18 protein-coding genes are annotated in these 23,657 nt (G+C 70.2%); 12 read left to right on the plus strand and 6 right to left on the minus strand.

All coding sequences use genetic code 11. From position 1 onward, the window contains the following. Nucleotides 1-42: 42 nt before the first annotated feature. The gene (locus tag R9B84_RS07015) at nt 43-1,065 is read right to left on the minus strand and encodes a diguanylate cyclase domain-containing protein (RefSeq protein WP_423759734.1); all 1,023 of its coding nucleotides are present in this window, start codon (nt 1,063-1,065) and stop codon (nt 43-45) included. 481 nt (nt 1,066-1,546) lie between these two features. Between R9B84_RS07015 and bcsB the strand changes: the two genes are divergently transcribed. Genes bcsB through R9B84_RS07060 form a run of 9 tightly spaced genes read left to right on the plus strand, consistent with a single transcriptional unit; the run spans nt 1,547 to nt 16,253 of the window. Beyond that, a complete protein-coding gene (bcsB, locus tag R9B84_RS07020; protein ID WP_423759735.1) occupies nt 1,547-3,883 on the plus strand; it encodes a cellulose biosynthesis cyclic di-GMP-binding regulatory protein BcsB in 2,337 nt (778 codons plus the stop codon). 3 nt (nt 3,884-3,886) lie between these two features. Beyond that, the gene (bcsZ, locus tag R9B84_RS07025; RefSeq protein WP_423759736.1) at nt 3,887-5,116 is read left to right on the plus strand and encodes a cellulose synthase complex periplasmic endoglucanase BcsZ; all 1,230 of its coding nucleotides are present in this window, start codon (nt 3,887-3,889) and stop codon (nt 5,114-5,116) included. Continuing rightward, nucleotides 5,101-9,009, plus strand: coding sequence for a cellulose synthase subunit BcsC-related outer membrane protein (locus tag R9B84_RS07030; protein WP_423759737.1), 3,909 nt, complete (start codon nt 5,101-5,103; stop codon nt 9,007-9,009). Before bcsZ ends, R9B84_RS07030 begins: the two co-directional genes overlap by 16 nt. A gap of 9 nt (nt 9,010-9,018) precedes the next feature. Next, nucleotides 9,019-10,965 (plus strand): cellulose biosynthesis protein BcsE, encoded by a 1,947-nt coding sequence (gene bcsE / locus R9B84_RS07035; protein ID WP_423759738.1) that lies wholly within the window; start codon nt 9,019-9,021, stop codon nt 10,963-10,965. Further along, nucleotides 10,962-11,171: a hypothetical protein gene (locus R9B84_RS07040; RefSeq protein WP_096470659.1), complete on the plus strand. Its 210-nt coding sequence runs from the start codon at nt 10,962-10,964 to the stop codon at nt 11,169-11,171. Before bcsE ends, R9B84_RS07040 begins: the two co-directional genes overlap by 4 nt. Then, the gene (bcsQ, locus tag R9B84_RS07045) at nt 11,168-11,947 is read left to right on the plus strand and encodes a cellulose biosynthesis protein BcsQ (RefSeq protein WP_423759739.1); all 780 of its coding nucleotides are present in this window, start codon (nt 11,168-11,170) and stop codon (nt 11,945-11,947) included. Before R9B84_RS07040 ends, bcsQ begins: the two co-directional genes overlap by 4 nt. Beyond that, nucleotides 11,944-14,481, plus strand: a complete 2,538-nt coding sequence (gene bcsA, locus R9B84_RS07050; RefSeq protein WP_423759740.1) for a UDP-forming cellulose synthase catalytic subunit — start codon at nt 11,944-11,946, stop codon at nt 14,479-14,481. The genes bcsQ and bcsA overlap by 4 nt, the downstream gene beginning before the upstream one ends. A gap of 27 nt (nt 14,482-14,508) precedes the next feature. Next, complete coding sequence (gene bcsG / locus R9B84_RS07055) at nt 14,509-16,074, plus strand: cellulose biosynthesis protein BcsG (RefSeq protein WP_423759741.1); 1,566 nt, start codon at nt 14,509-14,511, stop codon at nt 16,072-16,074. Beyond that, a complete protein-coding gene (locus R9B84_RS07060; protein ID WP_065500252.1) occupies nt 16,056-16,253 on the plus strand; it encodes a hypothetical protein in 198 nt (65 codons plus the stop codon). The genes bcsG and R9B84_RS07060 overlap by 19 nt, the downstream gene beginning before the upstream one ends. Nucleotides 16,254-16,309: 56 nt before the next feature. Here the strand turns inward: R9B84_RS07060 and R9B84_RS07065 are convergent, their stop codons facing one another. Genes R9B84_RS07065 through R9B84_RS07080 form a run of 4 tightly spaced genes read right to left on the minus strand, consistent with a single transcriptional unit; the run spans nt 16,310 to nt 19,536 of the window. After that, nucleotides 16,310-17,203, minus strand: coding sequence for a pirin family protein (locus tag R9B84_RS07065; RefSeq protein WP_423759742.1), 894 nt, complete (start codon nt 17,201-17,203; stop codon nt 16,310-16,312). 26 nt (nt 17,204-17,229) lie between these two features. Next, a complete protein-coding gene (locus R9B84_RS07070; RefSeq protein WP_423759743.1) occupies nt 17,230-17,622 on the minus strand; it encodes an OsmC family protein in 393 nt (130 codons plus the stop codon). 47 nt (nt 17,623-17,669) lie between these two features. Then, entirely contained in the window at nt 17,670-19,250 is a 1,581-nt protein-coding gene (locus R9B84_RS07075) for a cation:proton antiporter (protein ID WP_423759744.1), read from the minus strand. 25 nt (nt 19,251-19,275) lie between these two features. Further along, nucleotides 19,276-19,536: a XapX domain-containing protein gene (locus R9B84_RS07080; RefSeq protein WP_423759745.1), complete on the minus strand. Its 261-nt coding sequence runs from the start codon at nt 19,534-19,536 to the stop codon at nt 19,276-19,278. Nucleotides 19,537-19,819: 283 nt separating this feature from the next. Between R9B84_RS07080 and R9B84_RS07085 the strand changes: the two genes are divergently transcribed. Continuing rightward, nucleotides 19,820-20,506 carry a hydrolase gene (locus R9B84_RS07085; RefSeq protein WP_423759746.1) on the plus strand — a complete coding sequence of 229 codons (687 nt, stop codon included), beginning with the start codon at nt 19,820-19,822 and terminating at the stop codon, nt 20,504-20,506. 25 nt (nt 20,507-20,531) lie between these two features. Here R9B84_RS07085 and R9B84_RS07090 read toward each other — a convergent pair whose 3' ends face one another. Further along, nucleotides 20,532-21,455, minus strand: coding sequence for a LysR substrate-binding domain-containing protein (locus R9B84_RS07090; protein ID WP_423759747.1), 924 nt, complete (start codon nt 21,453-21,455; stop codon nt 20,532-20,534). A 117-nt stretch (nt 21,456-21,572) separates the two neighbouring features. Between R9B84_RS07090 and R9B84_RS07095 the strand changes: the two genes are divergently transcribed. Both R9B84_RS07095 and R9B84_RS07100 read left to right on the plus strand, forming a co-directional pair. Then, the gene (locus R9B84_RS07095; RefSeq protein WP_047900440.1) at nt 21,573-21,740 is read left to right on the plus strand and encodes a DUF1427 family protein; all 168 of its coding nucleotides are present in this window, start codon (nt 21,573-21,575) and stop codon (nt 21,738-21,740) included. 20 nt (nt 21,741-21,760) lie between these two features. Further along, nucleotides 21,761-23,656 carry an amidohydrolase gene (locus tag R9B84_RS07100; protein ID WP_423759748.1) on the plus strand — a complete coding sequence of 632 codons (1,896 nt, stop codon included), beginning with the start codon at nt 21,761-21,763 and terminating at the stop codon, nt 23,654-23,656. Nucleotide 23,657 lies beyond the last annotated feature (1 nt).

Below are 23,657 nucleotides of genomic sequence, written 5' to 3' on the forward strand. Positions count from 1 at the left end.
CCTTTGCGCCCGCTCCCCGACAGAACTTCCTTCGGGCGCGCGCTACGCGTGCACCGCACGCCGCGATCGCGTCCGCTTGACTTCGTACATCGCCTGATCCGCATGCTCGATCAGTGCGTTCATATCGGTGCCGTCTTCGGGCAACATCGCAATCCCGACGCTGACGCCGAGCCGCAGCGCGTGTCCCTCGAATTCGAACGGTTCGCCGACCTGCCGCGCGAGCCGCGTGCTTTGCGCGTGCGCGTCGTCGCGGTTGCCGAGGTTCGGCAGGATCACCGCGAATTCGTCGCCGCCGACGCGCGCGACCGTATCCGAGCGCCGCACCGCACCCTGCATCCGCGTGGCGATCTCGCGCAGCGCGGCATCTCCCGCACGATGGCCGAAACCGTCGTTGATCGGCTTCAACCCGTCCATGTCGATGTTGAGGATGCCGAGCCGGCCGTTCGCGCGCAGCGCCGTATGCATCGATTGCCGCAGCCGGTCGTAGAACAGCGCGCGGTTCGGCAGGCCCGTCAGCGCGTCGTGCGTCGCGCGCAGGTACAACTCGTTCGCCTCGTTGCGCGCCGCGTGGAACATCGCGGCGGCGATCATGCCGGCCGTCAGCCGCAGCGTGCCGGCGTCGGCCTGCGAGAAGCCGTCGACGTCCGGCGACATCACCTTCAGCACGCCGACCGTCGTGTCGGCATGCGTGAGCGGCATCACGAGCATCGAGCGCAGGCCGACCCGGCGGCATGCGTCGCGATCGACGCGCGGATCGGTTTCCGAATCGGTGCAGTGCAGCAACTCGCCGCGCTGCACGCACAGGCCCGACAGGCTGCCCGAGCGCCGCAGCCGCAGGCCGAGCATCCCGGCGGCCGTGCCCGACGCCGCGCGGTACACCATGTCGTCGCCTTCGGCGAACTCGACCGCCGCGGCGCTCGCGCCGGTGAGCAGCGGCACCTGCTCGGTCACATAGGCCATCACGCTGCCGAGGTCGAGTCCGAGTTTCGCGATCTCGGTTTGCGCCGCGATGATGCGCAGCAGCGTATCGGGGGACGGAGTGGCAGTGTCGGCGATTTGATACAAGTCAGTTTTCCACGAAAGAAACCACGTTCGGCGTCGCGGGATTGCGGTAGCATACGCGCCGCCCCGCGGCAGTGCGTTCCGGGTGGTCTGCAACGGACCGCCGCCGGCCAGCCCCGCACCGCGCCGGCAGTATGCCGTTCGGCCCGTCCGGCGACAACGGCGCAATTCTTACCATTCATGCCTCTCGCGCAGCATTTCCGACCGGATTGAGGTTTTTTTCGCTTCATCGTCGCGAATCGCGGTAAGTTTTGTTCTATTTTTGAGATAGTGTGACGAATGGACGTGCGCCGGTGCCAGGTGCGCGAACACGCACGACGACAGCCGATTAAAGAATGGGCCGCTTCGTTTCGATAAATGAATCAGGTCAGTTAGCTATATGAGGGGAAGCAGTGGGGATGTTCACTCACGGGCATAGCTGCTTTGCGCGCGTCGGTTTCGACGCGACGGATGGCCGGATGACTCAGACGAAACGGAGCGGCGCATGAAGCCGGCCGCGTCGCTGTTCGTCCTGTCGGTTGCCATGGTCGGCGCTTTCCACGCGGCCGCGCTGTCGGCCGCTCCGATGCCGGCGGTGCCTGCAGCCGCTACGGCGCCCGGTGTCGGTCATGCGGCGTCGCCCGGCAACGCGCCGGCGCCGGTGCTCGCCGCTGCGCCGACGGCGGCCAGTGCGCCGTCCGCCGGGCTGCCGGCGACGACCGTGCACCTGCCGTTCGCGTCGCTCGGCGCGTTCGATCCGTTGCGCCTGCGCGGCGCCGACGACGCGCGCACGATCAACGCGGGCGTGCGGCTCGACCGCGTGGTCACGGGCGCGCGGCTGCGCCTGACCTACGCGTATTCGCCGTCGCTCGTGTTCCCGCTGTCGCACCTGAAGGTATCGGTGAACGGCGAGGTCATCGCGACCGTCCCGTTCGACGCCGCGCGCGCGGGCCGTGCGGTCACGCAGGACATTCCGATCGATCCGCGCTACTTCTCGGACTTCAACCAGATCGGCCTGCGCCTGATCGCGCACTACACGCTCGACCATTGCGAGGATCCGGCCAACTCGGCGCTGTGGGCCGATGTGAGCCCGACGAGCGAGCTGATCCTCGACGAATCGCCGGTCCGCCTGCCGAACGATCTCGCGCTGCTGCCCGCACCGTTCTTCGACCGGCGCGACAACGGCCGCGTGCGGCTGCCGTTCGTGCTGCCGGTGTCGCCCGATTCGGCGACGCTGCGCAGCGCGGGCGTGCTCGCGTCGTGGTTCGGCGCGCTGGCCGACTACCGGCATACGCGCTTCCCGGTGTCGTCCGCGCTGCCGGCCGACGACCAGGCGGTGGTGGTCGGCACGGCCGCGACGCTGCCGGCCGGCCTCGCGCTGCCGTCGGTCAGCGGCCCGCTGCTCGCGGTCGCCGACAACCCGGCCGCGCCGGGACGCAAGCTGCTGGTCGTCACGGGCCGCACGGCGGCCGAGGTCGACGACGCGGTCGCGACCCTCGTGCTCGGCCGCGCGGCGCTGTCGGGGCCGGCGGCGACGGTCGCGCACGTCGATCTCGGCGCGCCGCGCAAGCCGTACGACGCGCCGCGCTGGCTGCCGGTGAACCGGCCGATCACGTTTCGCGAACTCGTGTCCGATCCGCGCGAACTGGAAGCGCGCGGCACGACGCCCGACGCGATCCGCCTGAACCTGCGCGTGCCGGCCGATCTCCATTCATGGAACGGCGCGGGCGTGCCGATCACGCTGCGCTATCGCTATACGGCGCCGACCGTGCAGGACAACTCGACGCTCGCCGTCGAGATCAACGACCAGCTCGTGAAGTCGTACCGGCTCGGGCCGGCCCATGCCGAGGATGCGCGCGGCCGCATGCAGTTGCCGCTGCTGTCGGTGCCGGAAGGGCGCGTGACGAGCGATGTCGACATCCCGGCGTTCCGCGTCGGCAGTGGCAACCAGTTGCAGTTCCGCTTCACGCTCGACTCGCAGAAGACGGGCCTGTGCTCGAGCGCGGCCGCCGAGCCGCAGCGCGCGGCGATCGATCCCGATTCGACGATCGACTTCTCGCACTTCGTCCATTACGCGCAATTGCCGAACCTCGCGTTCTTCGCGAACAGCGGCTTTCCGTTCACGCGCTTCGCCGACCTGTCGCAGACGGCCGTCGTGATGCCCGACCGGCCGTCGCCGCAGGAGCTCGAGGCCTACCTGACGATGCTCGGCCACATGGGCGAGTGGACGGGCTTCCCGGCACTGCGCGTGCAGGTCGCGCGGCCCGGCGACGTCGCCGCGCTGTCGGGCAGCAAGGATCTGCTCGTGATCGACGGCTCGCCCGCGTCGCCGCTGCTCGCGCGCTGGCGCTCGGCGCTGCCGCTCGCGATCGGCGAGCAGGGCGGTGCGGGCGGCGACGGCGCGACGCGTGTCGCGTTCACAGTGAAGGAGCGCTGGCGCAACGGCGTCGGCCTGGCCGACGGCGGCGCGCATATCGAACAGACGGGCTCGCTCGCGGCGCTTGCCGGGTTCGAACTGCCGGGCAGCCGCGGCCGCAGCGTCATCGCGCTGACGGCGACCGACCAGCCGCGCCTCGGCGATCTGCTGAACGTGTTCGAGAACGCCGGCCTCGTGTCGCAGTTGCAGGGCGACCTCGCGTTGGTGCGGCCGGGACAGGTCGACAGCCTGCGCGTCGGCGAGCCTTACGTGGTTGGCTTCGTGCCGTGGTATGCGCGCGTCTGGACGCAAGCGGCGCGGCATCCGGTCGTGCTTGGCGCGGTCGGCGTCGTCGCGGGGCTGCTGCTCGCGCTCGGCGTGTTCAGCGTGCTGCAGAGAATCGCCGCGCGTCGACGGGGGATGTAACGGATGGCGCGGGTTATGGCGAAGCGACGGGCAACGCGGCCGGCGCGGCGCGTCGGCGCGGTACTCGCGCTGGCGGTTGCGATGACGTGCGCGGCAACCGGCATGGCCGGGTGCGCGCAGGCCGCGGGCGCCAACGCGACCGATGCGGCCGACGCCGGATGCAGCGCGGCGTGGCCGCGCTGGGACGCGTTCAAGCGCGATTTCATCTCGGCCGACGGCCGCGTGATCGACGTGGGCTCGGCCGATTCACGCACGGTGTCGGAGGGGCAGGCGTATGGGCTTTTCTTCGCGCTGGTCGCGAACGACCGGCGCATGTTCGACACGATCCTCGCATGGACCGAGAACAACCTCGCGCAGGGCGACCTGAGCGCGCACCTGCCGGCGTGGCTGTGGGGCCGTGCGCCGGACGGCGCGTGGCGCGTGCTCGACGCGAACGCGGCGTCGGACGCCGACCTGTGGATCGCGTACGCGCTCGTCGAGGCCGGGCGGCTGTGGCACGAGCGCAGCTACACCGCGCGCGGTGCGCTGCTCGCGAAGCGCGTGCTCGACGAGGAAACGGCGACCGTGCCGGGCCTCGGCGTCACGCTGCTGCCCGGGCCGACCGGGTTCAAGCTGCCCAACGGCCAGTGGCGCGTGAACCCGAGTTATTCGCCGCCGCAGGTGATCCGCGCGCTCGGCGCGCGCCTGCCCGACGACCGGCGCTGGGCCGCGCTGGCATCCGGCACCGGGCGCGTGCTGCTCGACACGGCGCCGAAGGGCTTTTCGCCCGACTGGGCGCTGTATCGCGCCGGCACGGGCTTCGGGCCCGATCCGCAGACGCAGGCGGAGAGCGCGTACAACGCGATCCGCGTGTACCTGTGGGCCGGCATGCTCGACCGCGCCGATCCGCTCGCCGCGCCGCTGCTCGCGCGTTTCGCGCCGTTCGCCGACCATATCGCCGCGCATGGCGCGCCGCCGGAGAAGGTCGATACGACGACGGGCGTCGCGGGGCCGAACGACGGCAACGGCGGGTTCTCCGCGGCGGCCGTGCCATTGCTCGACGCGCGCGGCCAGCATTCGCTCGCCGATGCGCAGGCGGCCCGCGTCGACACGCTCGCGCGCCAGTCGGCGCCCGGCTATTACACGAGCGTGCTGACGCTGTTCGGCCTCGGCTGGCGCGACGGACGCTACAGGTTCGGCGCGGACGGCACGCTCGACGCCCGCTGGGGAGGCCGTTCGTGCGCCGCCCGCTGAAGCGCGCCGCGCCGCATGTCGCGGGGTTCGCGTGGCTCGCGTCGTCGGTGTGTGCGGCGGCGCCCGGCACCGCAGCCGACGCGGCGATGCCGAAAACCGCCGCGCCGGCGGCGTCCGCTTCCGCCGACGCGCAGCGTCAGCTCGATACCGCGCGGATGTGGGGCGTCAAGCATCGCGACGACCTCGCGCGCGACGCGCTGCGCAAGGGGCTGCTGATCGCGCCGGGCGATCCCGAACTGCTTGCCGAGCAAGTGAGCGTGCTGCTGCGGCTCGGCGACGCGCAAGGCGCGCAGGCCGCGCTCGCGCGCCTGCAGGCGCAGTCGCCGAATGCGCCCGTCACACGGCGGGTGGCCGACGAATACCGCGTCGCGACGAGCGGGCGCGGCGAGATGGCGCAGATCCGCCTGCTCGCGCGCAGCGGCCGCGCCGACGAGGCGGCCCGGCGGATCGTCGCGCTGTTTCCGAACGGTGCGCCGTCAGGCGCGCTCGGCGCCGAGTATTACGAGATCCTCGCGAATGCGCCGGGCGGGCGCGCGTCGGCAATCGCCGCGCTGCGCCGCAGGATCGCCGCCGATTCGCAGGACACCGGCGCGGCGCTGGCGCTGGCGCGGCTGCTGAACCAGCATGGCGACACGCGCGCGGAGGCGAACCGGATCGCATGGTCGCTCGCGAAGCGGGACGACGCCGACCATGCGGAGGCGATGTCGCTGTGGCGGCGGGTGCTGCAGGCGGCCGGCAACGATCCCGCCTATTTCGATGCGGTGCATGCGTATCTCGCGCTTGTGCCGGACGACACCGAATTCCGCGGCCGCGTTGCCGAACTGGACAGCCGGCGCGATGCGCAGCGCCGGCTCGAACGCGATCCCGACTACGTCGCGCAGCAGCGCGGCCTGCAGGCGCTCGCGCGCGGCGACCTGGCGGCGGCCGATCCGTTGCTCGCGCGCGCCGCGCGTGCGCGGGCCGACGACGCCGACGCGGTCGGCGGGCTCGGTCTGTTGCGTCTGCGCGAAGGCCGGCACGACGAAGCGCGCGCGCTGTTCGCGCGGGCCGCGACGCTCGCGACCGACCAGCGCGGCAAATGGCAGGGTCTGGCGCGCACCGCGCAGTTCTGGGGGCTGCTCGCGCAAGGCCGCGCGGCCGCCGCCGCGGGGCGTCCTCAGGATGCCGAGCGCGCGGCGCGTGCGGCGCTCGCGATGCAGCCGAACAGCCCGGACGCGAAGCTGCAGCTTGCCGATGCGCTGCTCGCGCAGCGCGACTGGGCGCGTGCGGAGCCGTTGCTGCGCGAGTTGCTGGCCGCGCGTTCGCCGAGCCTGCTGGCCGTGCGCGGCACCGCGATGCTGTATGAAAACACCGGCCGCGGGGACCGGATCGGCCCGCTGCTCGACGCGCTGCAAGGACGCGTGACGGGCCGCGACGATCGCCGCGCGCTCGACGGCCTGCGCGCCGACCTGCTCGCGAACCAGGCGCGCGCGCTCGCGGACAAGGGCGAACGCGGGCCCGCCGCGCAACGCTACGAGGCGGCCGTGCGCGCGGCGCCCGACGCGGCGTGGACGCGCTTCGCGCTCGCGCGCCTGTACCGCGACATGGGGCTGCCGCAGCTCGGCCGCACGGTGATGGACGACGGGCTCGCGCAAAGCGATACGCCCGAGATGCGCTATGCAACGGCGCTGTACCGCAATTCGCTCGACGATATCGCGGGCGCGCAGGCCGCGCTCGCACCCGTCGACGACGCGCATCGCTCGGACGGGATGCGCGCGCTCGCGCGCAAGCTCGACGCCGAAAGCACGCTGGCCGACGCGCGCGGCGCGCTCGGGCGCGGCGACCGCGCGGCATTCGCCGCATCGCTTGCGCATGCGCAGGCGAGCGCGCCGGACGATCCCGACATGCTCGCCGCGATCGGCGCGCAGTGGATCGATGCGGACGAGCCCGAACGCGGCCTCGCGCCGTTGCGCGACTGGATCGCCGCGCATCCGCGCGAAGCCGATGCGGACGTGCGGCTGCGCTACGGCGACCTGCTCGGCCGCGCGGGGCGCGACGACGCGCTCGCCGCGTGGCTGGACACGCTGCGCCGCGAACCGTCGCTGACGCCCGCGCAGACGGCGAGGCTCGAGGACCAGTCGCTGCGGCTCGTGCTGCGGCAGACGGACGATGCGATCGCGCGGCAGGACTACGCGCAGGCGCGCACGCTGCTCGATCGCGCGAGCCCGGCCGGCCGCGCCGACAAGCGCCATGCGCTCGAACTGGCCGATCTCGAACGCGCGCAGGGCCGTTACGACGCGGCGCGCGACGCGCTCGCTCCCGTCGTCGCACGCACGCCGGACGATGCCGACACGCAGCTCGCGCTTGCACGAATCGACGAGGACAGCGGCAACCGCGCGGCCGCGCTCGCGCGCGTGCAGGCCGTGCTCGCGCGCACGCCGGACGACGACGTCGACACGCAACTGTCGGCCGTGCGTCGCCTGAACGCGCTGCGCCGCCCGGACGAAGCCGCGCAGGTGACCGACCGGCTGCAGGCCGCGTATCCGGCGCGTGCGGACGTGACGGTCGCGGCCGGGCGCGTGGCCGAAGCACAGGGCCGCTATGACGACGCGGCGTCGTTGTACCGGTTGTCGCGGTCGCAGGAACGCACGGCGGGCGTGAGCCCGGGCCGTGACGGCCTGACGCCTGCGCAGGTTGCGTTCGCGGATCTCGAACAGCGGCGCAACCCCGAGATCGAGACCGGCTGGACGCCGGCGTACAAGTCGGGCGACGAAGGCGTTTCGTCGTATCGCGCGCAGCAGGTGCCGATCTACATGCAGATGCCGATCCGCTACGACGGGCATGTGTTCGCGCAGATCGACACCGTGCATCTGGATCCGGGCACGCTCGATACGAGCGACCCGAACGCCTACTCGCTGAAGACGTTCGGGACCTATGCGGCGCTCAGGGCACAGATCGGGCTGCCGCCCCCGTTCCCGTCGAATCAGCAGGCCGCCGCGCTGATTGCGAATCCGCCGGGCTCGCTGCACCAGTCGACGACAGGTGTCGCGCTCGGCGCAGGCTATCGCACGGATGCATGGCGCTTCGATCTCGGCACGTCGCCGCTCGGTTTCCCCGTGCATTACCTCGTCGGCGGCGTGCGCTACCGCTTCGACGCGGGCCCGGCGAGCTTCAGCGTGAATGCGTCGCGGCGGCCGGAAACGAGCAGCGTGTTGTCGTACGCGGGGATGCGCGACCCGTGGACGGGCGCGGTCTGGGGCGGCGTGCGCCGCGACGGCGTGAACCTGCGCGCGTCGGTCGACGTCGGCCCCACGAACCTGTTCGCGGAACTCGGCGCGGGCGTGCTGTCCGGCCGCAACGTCGAACGCAACGCGGAGGTGACGCTGCGCACCGGGTTCACGGTGCCCGTGTACGAGCGCGCGACGATGAAGGTCAGCACCGGGCTCGTCGGCAATGCGTGGCACTACGCGCAGAACCTGCGCTACTACACGTACGGACAGGGCGGTTACTACAGCCCGCAGCGCTACCTGTCGCTCGGCGTGCCGATCGAATGGGCGGGGCGGCACGACGCGCTGTCGTGGGACCTGACCTTCACGGGCGGGATCTCGAACAGCTACGAGAAGGATTCGCTGTTTTACCCGACGTTCTCGGATCAGCGGGCCGCGCAGGTGGCGGCCGGGTTCGTGTACGCGGGCAGCTCGACACGCGGCGTGTCGTTCTCGTATGGCGTGAACGGTATCGTCGAGTACCGCGTGAACCCGCACCTGAGCGTCGGTGCGCAGCTGCATATCGATCGTTCGCATGACTATGCGCCGAGTTCGGCACTCGTGTACCTGCGCTACGCGTTCGATGCGCGCGCGCCGCGCAACTGGCTCGTTACGCCGACGCCGGTGCGGCTTTATTCGGATTACTAGGGGAACGTCGTGAATACGGAAATCGATGCCACCCGTCCCGCGCTCGGCACCGCCGGCCTGCTGGGCCGCCTGCGTGCGCTGTTGCGCGCGGGGCCGGCCGGCGGCCGCATCGGCACGCTGAGCCGGCTCGCGATCGACGGCCTGCCCGACGCCTGGACGCAACTGGAAGCGGGCGGCCTGTACGCGATCTACGCGGCCGGCGGCACGCCGGCGTGCGACGCGCTCGTGTGGGAGAGCACGCGGCAGGCGCGTACGCGCGACGTCACGGTCGTGCTCGCACGCGATGCGGCACGCATCGCCGAACAGATGCAGGCGCGCGGCTTCGCGGGCGGCGCGCAGCCGACCGGCTGGCCGCGCAACCTGAGTGTGCTGGCGATGCCGGCGGCGGCCGACGGCGTCGGCGCGACCGGCGACGCGCCGCGCAGCGCGTCGCCGGGCCCGTTCGCGCGGTTGACCGGCGGCTTGCGTGCGATGAAGCGCTACGGTTTTCGTGCGCGTTCGCTGTATTTCGTCGAAGGCGCGCAGCGCTGGTTCAGCTGGGACGATCCGGTCGCGCTCGCGGAAGAAGCGCACGCACTTGCCGACTGGTGTCGCACGCGCCGCATCGCACTCGTGCTGCTGCTCGATCCCGAAGCGGCCCGTGCGGGTACCGATGTGCGCACCGACGATCCGCCGCTCGTGCGCGATGCCGATCGCACGCCGCGCAGCGGTTTCCACGGCGTGTGCTCGGGCGTCGCGCAGATGCAGCGCACGCACGGCGAACTGTTGTGGATCGTCGATTTCTGGCGCGCGGGCGATACGCTCGCGGCCGGCGAGGTGCGGCCGCTGCGCTTTGCGCCGGGCGGCCGGCTGTCGGCGAGCGTCGATGGCGGCGCGACCGAGCCGGCGCGCCGGATGAAGCTCGCGACCGACGAGGATCGCGTCGTCGTCAGCCGCGCGGTGCTCGACGGTGCGAACCGCGTGCCGGACGACTGGGAAATCGTCGACGACAACGCGGCCGTCGTTGCGGCCTGCGCGCAGGCCCAGGCCGCGACCGCGGTGCTCGTGTTCCGCTCGCACGCGCAGCTCGAAGCGTTGTGCGCGGACGTGCACGCGCTGCGCCGGCAGTGCGGCGGCGCGTTGAAGATCGCGATCGTCGAGCGCGGCGAGGTGCTGCGCCAGCAGTTCGAGATGCTCCTGCTGAGCGTCGGCGCGAACCGCGTCGTCGCGCGCGACCTGCCGGTGTCGCGGATGCAGGCCGCCGTGCACGCGCTGCGCGGCCAGCTCTATGCGCGGCCCGTCGCGGCCGACTATCGCGCGGCGCTGGCCGCCGCGCTAGGCGATTCGGTGCTCGGCTATCTGCCGGTCGGCGCGTTCTGCCTGCGGACTCGGGCGGTGCTCGATCGCGGCGCCGTGCTCGCGCTGCCGCACACGCTCGCGAAGATCACGCTGCTGCCGGGCGTGTCGCACGTCGACGCGCTGCGGCACTGCCGGCCGCGCCGCGCAGGCGACGTCGTGACGGCCGACCCCGGGCACCTGTACGTGTTCCTGTTCGCGTGCGAGCCGGTCGATGCAGACGACGCGCTGGCGCGGATCTTCGACGTGCCGGTCGACACGCTGTCCGACCGCGTCGTGTGTCTCGGGCACGGCAGCATCGACACGGAGCTCGATGCGCTGAAGGCCGAGAACCGGCGCGCGCCGATCGCCGACTACAGCGACCTGTTCGCGGCCACGCAGCCGGCCGGTGCCGAGCGCACATCGGCTGCGCGCGCCGATTTCGGCGCGGCGTTGCCTGACGCGAGCGAGGTGAGCGATGCGGTCGATGCAATCGATACGATCATCGCGCTCGAGGCGCTCGGTGCGACGCCAGCGGCCGCGGCCGCTGACGCATCGGCGCCGGAACCCGTCATTCCCGCCGAGCGCAAGCGCGGCGCCATCCGCAGCGCGATGCCGCTGCGCAAGACGGAGGGTGCATGATCGCCGAACTCGTCATCGGTTTCGTCGTCGGCATCGTGATCGCGGTGCCGGTCTGGATCGTCGCGCAACATCTCGGCATCGGCCGCGGCTTTCATGCGCCGCGCGGGATCGACCGGCGCGACGCGGTGCCGTGCGAACTCGTGCCGGTCGCGCTGCGCGGGCGCTTGCTGCCCGATGCCGAGCGCAGCGACGAGGCGGCCCGATGAAGACGATCGCCATCACGTCGACGACGGGCGGCGCGGGCCGCACGACGCTCGCCGCCGCGCTCGCGGTGCTGCTCGCGCGCCGCGGCCGGCCGGTCGTCGCCGTCGAATTCGATGCGCAGAACCTGATGGGCGCGACGCTCGGCCTCGACACGCTGGCCGAACACGGCCTCGCGCAGAGCGTGCTCGGCGGCGCCGAGCCGTGGCATGCGCATACGTGGCGCAACGCCGACGGCGTGCTGTTCGTGCCGTACGGGCAGGTCGACGCGGCCGGCGCGGCCGCGTGCGATGCGCGGCTCACGGCCGACCCGGCGTGGCTGTCGCGCGCGCTCGACGAGATCGCGCTGCCGGCCGACGGCGTCGTGCTGGTCGACACCGCGCGTTATCCGTCGCCACAGGCCGAGCAGGCGATTCGCCGCGCGGACCTGACGCTCGTCGTCGTGCCGCCCGAACCGATCGCCTGCGCGACGGTGGCCGCGCGGCTCGGCGCGCTGCGCGCCGGCGGCGGCGAACTGCAGATCGTCGTGAACCGGCTGAATCCGGCACGCGACATGCAGCGCGACGCGATCGCGATGCTGCGCGCGGTTGCCGGACCGGCGTCGATGCTCGAGCAGCGGATCCACGTCGACGCGGCCGTGCCCGAAGCGCTCGCGCGCGGCAGCTGGATCTTCGACGACGCACCGTATTCGCAGGCGTCGCACGACCTGAACGGCGTCGCGAACTGGGTCGATGCGTGGCTGGCGGCGGCCGCTGCCGGTCGCACCGGAGCGGCGCGATGAAGGCCGCCGTCGCGGCGCGGCTGCGCGCACTCGGCCGCCGTGCGGCCGACTGGTTCGCGCGCGGCATCGGGCTGCCGGCGGAGCGCACGCTGCTCGACTGGCTCGTGCGGCTGTTCTTCCATGCGCCGCCGCCCGGCCGGCCCGATCACGTGCGCCGCTGGGTGCGCGCCGCGTTCCTGCGGCTCGCGCACGAGTGGGGCGTGCTGCAGCCGCTGAGCCCGCGCGAATGGCTGTGGCGCGCGATCGTGCGCGCGCCGCGCGCGGCCGACGGCCGGCCCGCGCGCGATCCGCTCGCGTGGTTCGACACGTTCGTCGTGCCCGTCTACGTGGCCGGGCGGGCCGTCGGCCGCCGCATCGACGCGCTGCTCGAACGCCTGCCGTGGACGCGCTGGGGCGGCTGGCTCGATGCACGCGCGAACGGCGTCGGCCGGCGCCGCTGGCTCGCGCCGCTGCTGCTCGTGGCCGGCGCGCTGCTGTGGGCCGCGGCCGGGATGTCGCCGCTGATGCCCGGCGCGCAGTTCGCGTTCTTCGCGATCGTCGCGGTGCTGGCGCTCGCGCTGCGCCGCCTGCCGGGCCATCTGCCGACGCTCGCGCTCGCGTCGCTCGCACTGCTCTCGACGGTGCGCTACGTGTGGTGGCGCACGACGCAGACACTCGACTTCCGCGGCCCGGTCGAAGCGATCGCCGGCTATCTGCTGTACGGCGCCGAAGCCTATACGTGGATGATCCTGCTGCTCGGTTTCGTGCAGACCGCGTGGCCGCTCGACCGGCCGATCGTGCCGCTGCCCGACGATCCCGACACCTGGCCGACCGTCGACCTCTACATCCCGACCTACAACGAGCCGCTGTCGGTCGTGAAGCCGACGGTATTCGCCGCGCAGAGCATCGACTGGCCGACGGCGAAGCTGCGCGTCTACCTGCTCGACGACGGCCGGCGCCCCGAGTTCGCGGCGTTCGCGGCCGAGGCCGGCATCGAATACCTGACGCGCGACGACAACCTCCACGCGAAGGCCGGCAACATCAACCGCGCGCTGCCGAAGACGCACGGCGAATACATCGCGATCTTCGACTGCGATCACGTGCCGACGCGCTCGTTCCTGCAGACGACGATGGGCGTGTTCCTGCGCGACCCGAAGTGCGCGCTCGTGCAGACGCCGCACCATTTCTTCTCGCCCGATCCGTTCGAGCGCAACCTCGGCACGTTCCGCGAGATCCCGAACGAGGGCAACCTGTTCTACGGCCTCGTGCAGTCGGGCAACGACCTGTGGAACGCGACGTTCTTCTGCGGATCGTGCGCGGTGCTCAAGCGCAGCGCGCTCGAAGAGGTCGGCGGCGTCGCGGTGGAAACCGTGACCGAGGATGCGCACACGGCGCTCAAGCTGCACCGGCGCGGCTATACGTCGGCGTACCTGCCGACCGTGCAGGCGGCCGGCCTCGCGACCGAAAGCCTCGCGGGCCACGTGAAGCAGCGCACGCGCTGGGCGCGCGGGATGGCGCAGATCTTCCGCATCGACAACCCGTTCCTCGGGCGCGGGCTCGGCTTCATCCAGCGGATCTGCTACGGCAACGCGATGCTGCACTTCTTCTACGGGATTCCGCGGCTGGTGTTCCTGACGATCCCGCTCGCGTACCTGTTCTTCCACCTGTACTTCATCAACGCGTCGGCGCTCGCGCTCGCGAGCTACGTGATCCCGTATCTCGTGCTCGCGAACGTCGCGAACTCGCGGATGCAGGGGCGCTACCGCCATTCGTTCTGGGCCGAGGTCTACGAATCGGTGCTCGCGTGGTACATCGCACTGCCGACCACCGTCGCGTTCTTCAGCCCGAAGCACGGCAAGTTCAACGTGACCGACAAGGGCGGCAAGATCGACGAAGGCTACGTCGACTGGTCGACGTCGAAGCCGTATCTCGTGATGTTCGCGCTGAACGTGCTCGCGATCGTCGCGGGCCTGTGGCGGCTGGTGGCCGACCAGGGCGACGAGGCGTCGACGATCCTGATCACACTCGGCTGGACCGTGTACAACCTCGCGATGCTCGGCGCGGCGCTGGCCGTCGCGCGCGAGACCAAGCAGGTGCGCGTCACGCACCGGATCGCGATGCGCGTGCCGGCCACGCTGCTGCTCGCCGACGGCTCGACCGCCGCATGCTTCACGAGCGACTATTCGACCGGCGGCCTCGGCCTGGAAGCCGTGCCGGGGCTGCCGCTCGCCGTCGGCGACATGCTGACGGTGTGCGTGACGCGCGGCGACCGGCCGTTCCCGTTCCCCGTGCGCGTGACCCGCGTGACGCCGACCCACGTCGGCGTGAGCTTCGAGGAACTGACGCTCGAACAGGAGCGCCAGCTCGTGCAATGCACGTTCGGCCGCGCGGATGCGTGGCTCGACTGGCACGAAGGCACGCGCGCCGACACGCCGCTCGGCGGGCTGAAGGAAGTGCTGCGCATCGGCGTGAACGGTTATGTACGGATGTGGAAGGGTGCGGCGCGCGGCTTGCAGGCCATGCTGGCGCCGAAACTCGATCGGGCGCGCGACTGACGCGGCGCTCATCATGGAGTGGGTTAGATGACGTTCTGGAATCTGTATTTCATCCTGAAGTTCGCGCTGTTCGGGACCGGGCACCTGCAGCCGATGTGGCTCGCGAACCTCGCGTTCGCGGTGGTGCTCGCGGCGAGCGCGCGGCTCCGGCAGCGTGCGTGGCGTATCGTCCGGCAGGTCGCCGCGATCGCGATCGCGGTGCCGCTGCTCGCACGCGAGATGCATGCGCCGCCGCTGGCACGCCTCGTCGAGGCCGCGCGCGAAATGAGCACGTTCCGCGTCGACTACTGGATGGAACTGCTGCCGCGCCTGCTGCCGCCCGTGCTGGTGCTGACGGTGGTCGGCGCGCTGATCGTCTATTTCATCGTCAACCGCTGGCTGCGCGTTGCGACGTTCGTGCTGGCCGCGCTGATCGTGATGCCGCTGTGGCAAGCGGGCAGCGGCTTGATGGCGCGCGTGGTCGCACCGGCCGCGCAGCAGGCGGACGCGCCGGGCACCACGACGATGGGGCGCGCCGACCGGCCCGAGGACCACAACGCCGCGCTCGCGACGTTCCGCGCACAGGAGTCGCAGCGGCAGGTCGCGTTCGGCCATCTCGGCAACGATCCGGCCGCGCAGTTCGACGTGATCGTGCTGCACATCTGCTCGCTGTCGTGGGACGACCTCGATGCCGCGAAGGTGCGCAACCACCCGATGCTGAGCCACTTCGACTACCTGTTCACGAACTTCAGCACCGCCGCGAGCTACAGCGGCCCGGCGGCGATCCGCGTGCTGCGCGCGAGCTGCGGACAGGAGGCGCACGCGGACCTGTACAAGCCCGCGCCGCAGCAGTGCCAGTTGTTCGCGCAACTCGCGGGTGCCGGCTATACGGTGCAGTCGCTGCTGAACCACGACGGCCACTTCGACAACTTCCTGCAGGTGATTCACGACAACATCGGCGCGGCCGGCGCGCCGATGATCTCGAACGCGGCCGCGCCGGTCGCGATGCATGCGTTCGACGGCTCCGCGATCAAGGACGACTACGGCACGCTCGCGAACTGGTATGCGCAGCGCGCGTCGGTGCAGGGGCCCGTCGCGCTGTACTACAACACGATCAGCCTGCACGACGGCAACCGCGTGGTCGGCAGTTCGCTGACGAGCATCGACTCGTATCCGCAGCGCGTAACGAAGCTGATGAGCGATTTCGATCGTCTCGCCGACCTGATCGCGCAATCGGGCCGCCGCGCGGTGATCGTGTTCGTGCCCGAGCACGGCGCCGCGTTGCGCGGCGACAAGGACCAGGTCGCGGGGCTGCGCGAGATCCCGACGCCGCGCATCGTGCACGGGCCGGTCGGCGTGCGGCTCGTCGGCTTTGCCGGCAACCACGGTGCGACGACCGTGGTCGAGCAGCCGGCCAGCTTCCTCGCGCTCGCGCAGCTGCTGTCGAACCTCGTGTCGAACAGCCCGTTCAAGCCGGGTGCGACGCTCGCGCAATATGCGGCGGACCTGCCGCGCACGCGGATGGTCGGCGAGAACGAGGGCACGGTGACGATGCAGACGGCCGCGGGTTACGCGGTGAAAACTCCGGACGGCGTATGGATCGACGAACAGTAATCCTTCCCGGCGAAGGCGACGACGATCGCCTGTCGCAGCCGAACGACGTGCTCGGCCTCGCGCGGCATCTGCCCGCGCTCGATCCTGAACGTTATGTCGACGAGCAGGCGCGCCGCGCGTTCATCGAGTCGCTCGACCGCTGGCCGACGCTTGCGAAACTGATGGGATTGAAGCGATAAACGAAAGACGGCCGGCATGCGCCGGCCGTCTTTCGCTTGCTTGCGTGCGAATCCGCTTATTCCGCTGGCCGCACCTTGCGTTCCGGCTGGCGCGTCCATTCGTTCTCCTCGCCCGGCACCTTGCCGAAGGTCTGCGCGGCCCACGCCGCGCGCGCCGCTTCGATCTTAGCGTGCTCGCTCGACACGAAATTCCATTCGATATAACGCTCGCCCGGCAGGTGTGCGCCGCCAAGCAGCATCACGCGCGCGCCGTTCGTGCTGGCGAGCGCCACGGTCGCGCCCGGTTCGAGCACGGCCATCGTCGCGGGGGCGAGCGGCGTGCCGTCGATGGCGAGGTCGCCGTCGACGAGATACACGCCACGCTCGTCGTGCTCCGCGTCGAGCGCGAGCTGCCCGCCCGACGCGAATTCGGCATACGCGTAGAGCGTCGGCGAGAACACGGCGACCGGCGACGTGAGCCCGAACGCGGTGCCCGCGATCACGCGCACGCGCGCGCCGTCGCGCGCGAACGACGGCAGCGTGTCGGCCGAATGATGGACGAACGCGGGCGCGGTGTCTTCGTGCTCGACCGGCAGCGCGACCCAGGTCTGGATCCCGTGGACCGGCTGCTCGTGCGGGCGGTCTTCGTCGGGCGAACGCTCCGAATGCACGATGCCGCGGCCGGCCGTCATCCAGTTCACGTCGCCGGGCACGATCTTCTGCCGGAAGCCGAGGCTGTCGTGATGCATCAGCGAACCGTCGAACAGGTAGGTGACGGTCGCGAGCCCGATATGCGGATGCGGCAGCACGTCGATGCCGCGGCCGACCGGCAGGACGGCCGGGCCCATCTCGTCGAAGAAGATGAACGGGCCGACGAGGCGCGCGGCGCGCGCGGGCAGCACGCGGCGCACGACGAGGTTGCCGATGTCGCTTTCGCGCGGCGTGAGCAGGGTCTTGATCGATGCGGACATGGTAGGGAACTCGTAGTCGTAAGCGATCAGGCGATCGCCGTGTCGATCGTGATCGGATGCGTGAGGATCTTGTGTACCGGACACGCGTTCGCGATCTGCAGCAGGCGCTCGCGCTGTTCGCTGGACAGGTCGCCTTCGAGCGTGATGCGGCGCACGATCGTGCTGCCCGCGCTGCCCGATTCGTGCGCGAGCTTCACGTGCACTTCGGCGAGCGGCCAGCCCTTGCGTTGCGCGTACATCTTCAGCGTGATCGCGGTGCACGCGCCGAGGCTCGACAGCAGCAGCGCGACGGGCGTCGGCGCCGCATCGCCGCCACCGAGCGACGCCGGTTCGTCGGCGCGCCACTGGTGGACGCCATCGCTGAAGTGGACGAGATAATCGACCGAGCCGATGCTCGCTTCGACGGACAGTTCGCTCATTGCAGTTCCATAAGTGAAAGGGTGAAGGCCGGCGGCGTGGCCGGACGTTACGGTTCGAGCAGCCGCTGCAGCCGCAGTTCCTCGAAATCGAGCTCCGATTCGATCCGGTGCAGCACCGTGTCGTCGACCTTGCCGTCGCGATGCAGGTCGAGCAGCGCCTGGCGCGACACGCCGACGAGTTCGAGTTCGACGCGCAGCATCCGCGCGCGCATGTCGGCCGGTTCGGCGCCGTGCCGATGCGCGCGTTCGTTGAACGCGACGCGGTTCCGGTATTCGGCGAGCAGGCGGTCGAGCGAAGGGCGCTCGAGGGTCGACCCGCGCTGCTCAAGTGCGTCGAGTTCGGCGAGCGCCGCGCCGAACGTGTGCGCGCGCACCGCGTGCTCGGACATCGTGTGCCGCGCGGCGGGCCGCAGCTTCAGCACGCGGATCAGCGGTGCGAGCGTGCCGCCCTGCACGACGAGCGTCGCGATGATCAGCAGGAACGTGCTGAACAGGATCAGGTCGCGGCCGGGGAAGGTGCTCGGCAGCGCGATCGCGGCCGCGAGGCTCACGACGCCGCGCATGCCCGACCAGCCGAGCACGACGGCCTCGCGCCACGACCACGGTGCGTGGCCCGCGCGCGGCGCGCGCAGGCGGCCCGGCAGCCACATCGCGACGAACACCCACACGACGCGCGCACCGATCGCGGCGGCGGTGGCGGGCAGCGCGACGCGCAGGCCGGCCATCAGCACCGCGCCTTCGTGGTTCACGCGCGCGAGGATCGCGTGCAGCGCGAGACCGATCAGGATGAACACGAGTGCATCGAGCACGAACACGATCGCTTCCCACGTCGCCTTCGCCTTGATCCGCATGTCGGCGTCGAACACGCGATGCTGGCGCACGCCGAGCACGAGGCCGCAGGTCACCACCGACAGCACGCCCGAGCCGTCGACGGCTTCCGCGATCCCGTAGCTGCCCCATGCCATCGCGAAGGTCACGACGATGCCGAGCATCGGGTCGCGCAGGCGCGGCAGCACCCAGCACATCGCATGGCCGCATGCGAGGCCGACCGCGATACCGATCAGCGTGAGCGAGAAGAACAGGCCGGTGGCGCTCGCGGCCGTGATCGACACGGCGAGCGCGGCCGACACGGCCATCTGGTACAGCAGCAGGCCCGACGCATCGTTGACGAGGCTTTCGCCTTCGAGCACCGCGACGAGCCGCGCAGGCAGCGGGTAGCGCTGCAGGATCGCCTTCGCGGCGACCGCGTCGGGCGGCGACACGATCGCGCCGAGCGTGAAGCACGCGGCCCACGGCAGCGCCGGGTTCGCGGTATGCACGGCCACCGCGACCGCGACGGTCGTGAACGCGACCGCGCCGAGCGCGAGCGATGCGATCGATGCCAGCTCCTGCCGGAACTCCTTCCACGCGGTATAGAACCCGCTCGACATCAGCAGCGGCGGCAGCACGGCCGCAAGCAGCAGCGCGGGGTCCATGTCGGGCACGCGCTTGCCGGCGATCGCCACCGCGCAGCCGCCGAGCAGCAGCACGACGGCCGGCGGAATCGAGATCCGTTCGGCGAGCCACGTGAGCGCGCCCGCGCCGCAGATCAACAGCAGCAGGTAGTGGAACAGCTCGACGTTGGTCATGCGCGGCCGGCGGCGATGGCGTGCATCACGACGGCTTGCGGTCGTTCGCGGCGCCGCCCGGCAGCGCGCCGAACATGTGCTGGCTGCATTGCGCGTCGCGCCACGCGGTATTCAGCCGGTGTCCGGAAAGCATCCGGCGCGCGACGGGCAGGATCTGTTCGCCGGCCAGCATGCCGAGCAGGCCGGTGAGCGCGATGATCGGCGGCGCCGGCGAATTCACGCCGAGCGCGCCGTAGATGATACCGGCGAGGATGCCGGCGAGCAGCGACAGGAAATACGGTTTCATGATGAAAACCTCTCGTGATAGGCTGGTCGGGGGCGAATGGCGCGCCTTCAATGTGCTGGAAGCGTATCGGGTTTACGTGCGGAACAAAAGGGCGGATAGCCCTTGGAGACACCCCTCTTTCGGAATTCGATCGATTCCGTTTCTTGGATGTTCTCGCCGCGACTTTTCCGATTAAATGGCTGCAACCGGAAGACGCAGATCCGGGGCAACGCACAGTCGGCTCCTCGTGCTTTCGCGGTCGAGGCAAGCCTTAACGTTTCCTGTCCAAAGGATGATTCGCGCCATGAGCAACCCCAAGCTTGAAGTCCTCACTCCCGAGAACAGCCAGTTGATCTTCATCGACCAGCAGCCGCAGATGGCGTTCGGCGTGCAATCGATCGATCGCCAGACGCTGAAGAACAACGTCGTCGGGCTCGCGAAGGCCGCGAAGGCATTCAACATTCCGACCACGATCACGACGGTGGAATCCGACAGTTTCTCGGGTTACACCTATCCCGAACTGCTCGACGTATTCCCGAACCAGAAGACGCTCGAACGCACGTCGATGAACTCGTGGGACGACCAGAAGGTGCGCGACGCGCTGGCTGCGAACGGCCGCAAGAAGGTGATCGTGTCGGGCCTGTGGACCGAAGTCTGCAATACGACGTTCGCGCTCTGCGCGATGCTCGAAGGCGACTACGAGATCTACATGGTGGCCGATGCATCGGGCGGCACGTCGAAGGACGCGCACGACTTCGCGATGCAACGGATGATCCAGGCCGGCGTCGTGCCCGTCACGTGGCAGCAGGTCGCGCTCGAGTGGCAGCGCGACTGGGCACGCCGCGACACCTACAACGCCGTGATGGCGATCGCGAAGGAGCACTCGGGCGCGTACGGGATGGGTGTCGACTACGCGTACACGATGGTTCACAAGGCCGAACAGCGCACCGCGACGCCGCATGAGTCGCTTGCGCCGGTGCCGGCGAAGTAACGTACGGCATGCCGCCGCTGCACGTTCAGACGGGCGGCAATGCCCACGGCGCGTGTGTCAAATGCTCGACGAGGAAGTCGAGCAGGGCCGTCACGCGCGCCGCTCGCAGCATGCCGGGCGGCGTGACGAGGTTGACGTTGATGTCGGGGATTTTCCAGTCGTGCATCACTTCCTCGAGCTCGCCGCTTTGCAGCGCATCCCACACCAGGAACGCCGGTTGCAGCGCGAGCCCGTGGCCGGCAATCAGCGCGGGACAGAGAACGTCGGCGTTGTTGGCGCGGATGCGCCCGCGCACGGGCACGCCGAATTCGTCGCCCGACGCCGTGTGGCGAAAGCGCCAGTACTCGGGTGTCGGGATGTTCGTGTAGGTCAGGCACACGTGCTGGTCGAGTTCGCTCGGATGGGTCGGCCGGCCGCGCCGGTCGAGATACGCGGGCGATGCGACGAGCGGCCGGCGCACCGCGCAGAGGCGGCGCGCGCGCAGCGACGAATCGTTCAGTTCGGCGATCCGGATGGCGACGTCGAAGCCGCCGGACACGATGTCGACGAAGTTGTCGGTGAGCACGAGGTCGACGTCGACGCGCGGATAGCGCTCGAGAAACGCGGGCAGCAGCGGCGCGAGATTGCACAGGCCGTAGGACATCGGCGCGTTCACACGCAGCAGGCCGTGCGGTTCGAGCGCATGCGCGCACGCTTCACCCTCGATCAGCTCGGCGTCGGCGAGCAGCCGGATCGCGCGATCGCGCAGCAGTTCGCCGGTCGGCGTGAGCGACAGCTTGCGCGACGTGCGGTACAGCAGCATCGAGCCGAGGCGTTTTTCGAGGCGCGCGATCGCTTTCGATACGGTCGGCTGCGATATGCCGAGCAGCTCGGCGGCCTTGGCGAACGATCCGGTCTCCGCGACACGCGCGAAGATGGCCCAGGCTTCGAGATCGGGAAGATGTTGCATGGCTGGAAGGCGTGGCAGGGAAGCGAAGCGGATTCGGCGGCAGCGGATCGCGCCGCCGGCGCACGGCGCCCAGCGGGCGGCAATGCGGGTCATTCTAATCCAGTCGGGAGGGATCGCATGGAATCGTATCTCGTTTCATTGGGCGCCGGCGTGTTGATCGGCGTCGTGTACAGCGTGATCAAGGTGCGTTCGCCCGCACCGCCGCTGATTGCGCTGGTCGGCCTGGCCGGCATGCTGATCGGCGCAGGGGCCATCGCACCGGTCCGTCACTGGCTCGGCTTCTGATTGCATCGAGGACTCAATTGATGAGCGCAACCGACACTCAACCCGATCTCATTCTGCACAACGGGCGCATCACGACGCTCGATCGTGCGAACCCCGTCGCCACCGCCGTTGCGATCAAGGACGGCCGCTTCGTCGCGGTCGGCGGCAACGCGGACATCGTGCCGCTCGCGGGCCGCGCGACGAAGGTCGTCGACCTCGACGGCCGTACCGTGCTGCCGGGCCTGATCGACAACCATACGCACGTGATTCGCGGCGGCCTGAACTACAACATGGAGCTGCGCTGGGATGGCGTGCGTTCGCTTGCCGTTGCGATGGAGATGCTCAGGCGGCAGGTCGCGATCACGCCCGCGCCGCAGTGGGTGCGCGTGGTCGGCGGTTTCACCGAGCACCAGTTCGCCGAGAAGCGGCTGCCGACGATCGATGAACTCAACGCAGCCGCGCCCGACACGCCGGTGTTCATCCTGCACTTGTACGACCGCGCGCTGCTGAACGCGGCCGCGCTGCGCGTGGTGGGCTACACGAAGGACACGCCCGAGCCGCCGGGCGGCACGATCCTGCGCGACGCCGCGGGCAACCCGACCGGGTTGCTGCTCGCGAACCCGAACGCGACGATCCTTTACGCGACGCTCGCGAAGGGGCCCAAGCTGCCGTTCGAATACCAGTACAACTCGACGCGCCACTTCATGCGCGAACTGAACCGTCTCGGCGTGACGGGCGTGATCGATGCGGGTGGCGGGTCGCAGAATTATCCCGACGATTACGAAGTGATCCGCAAGCTGCACGACGCGGGCGAGATGACGATCCGGATCGCGTACAACCTGTTCACGCAGAAGCCGAATGCGGAGAAGGAAGACTTCGTGAACTGGACGAAAAGCGTCAAGTATCACGACGGCACCGACTATTTTCGCAACAACGGCGCGGGCGAGATGCTGGTGTTCTCGGCGGCCGATTTCGAGGACTTCCGCGTTGCGCGCCCGGACCTGCCGGCGCAGATGGAAGACGATCTCGAGGGCGTCGTGCGCGTGCTCGCACAGAACCGCTGGCCGTGGCGCATGCATGCGACCTATGATGAAACGATCAGCCGCGCGCTCGACGTGTTCGAAAAGGTCGACAAGGACATCCCGCTTGCCGGCCTGAACTGGTTCTTCGACCACGCGGAAACGATCTCCGAACAATCGATGGACCGCATCGCCGCGTTGGGCGGTGGTGTGGCGGTGCAGCACCGGATGGCGTACCAGGGCGAATACTTCGTCGAGCGCTACGGCGCGCAGGCGGCCGAAGCGACGCCGCCCGTTGCGAAGATGCTCGACAAGGGGCTCAAGGTCTCTGCCGGCACCGACGCGACGCGTGTTGCGTCGTACAACCCGTGGGTGTCGCTCGCGTGGCTCGTGACGGGCAAGACGGTCGGCGGCTTGCGCATGTACCCGCAGCGCAATCTGCTCGATCGCGAGACCGCGCTGCGGATGTGGACCGAATACGTGACGTGGTTCTCGAACGAGGAAGGGAAGAAAGGGCGCATCGCGGTCGGGCAGCTCGCCGACCTGATGGTCCCGGATCGCGATTTCTTCACATGTGCGGAGGACGATATCGTCGACACGACAGCGTTGCTGACGGTAGTTGGCGGAAAGATCGTATGGGGTGCGGGGCCGTTCGCGTCGCACGATGCGCCGATTCCGCCCGCGATGCCGGATTGGTCGCCCGTGCGCGAGTACGGCGGTTATGGCGGCTGGGGTGCGACGCAGCGCAACGGTGCACCGTTGCAGCGTGCGGCCGCTGCCGCTGCGGCGATGTGCGGCTGTGCGAGCGCGTGCAACGTACACGAGCATGCGCATGCGAGCGCATGGGGCCGCGCGTTGCCGACGTCGGATACGAAGGGCTTCTGGGGCGCGTTCGGCTGTTCGTGCTGGGCGGTCTGAC

The organism is Burkholderia sp. NLJ2 (assembly GCF_049487195.1).
Lineage (GTDB): Bacteria > Pseudomonadota > Gammaproteobacteria > Burkholderiales > Burkholderiaceae > Burkholderia > Burkholderia pyrrocinia.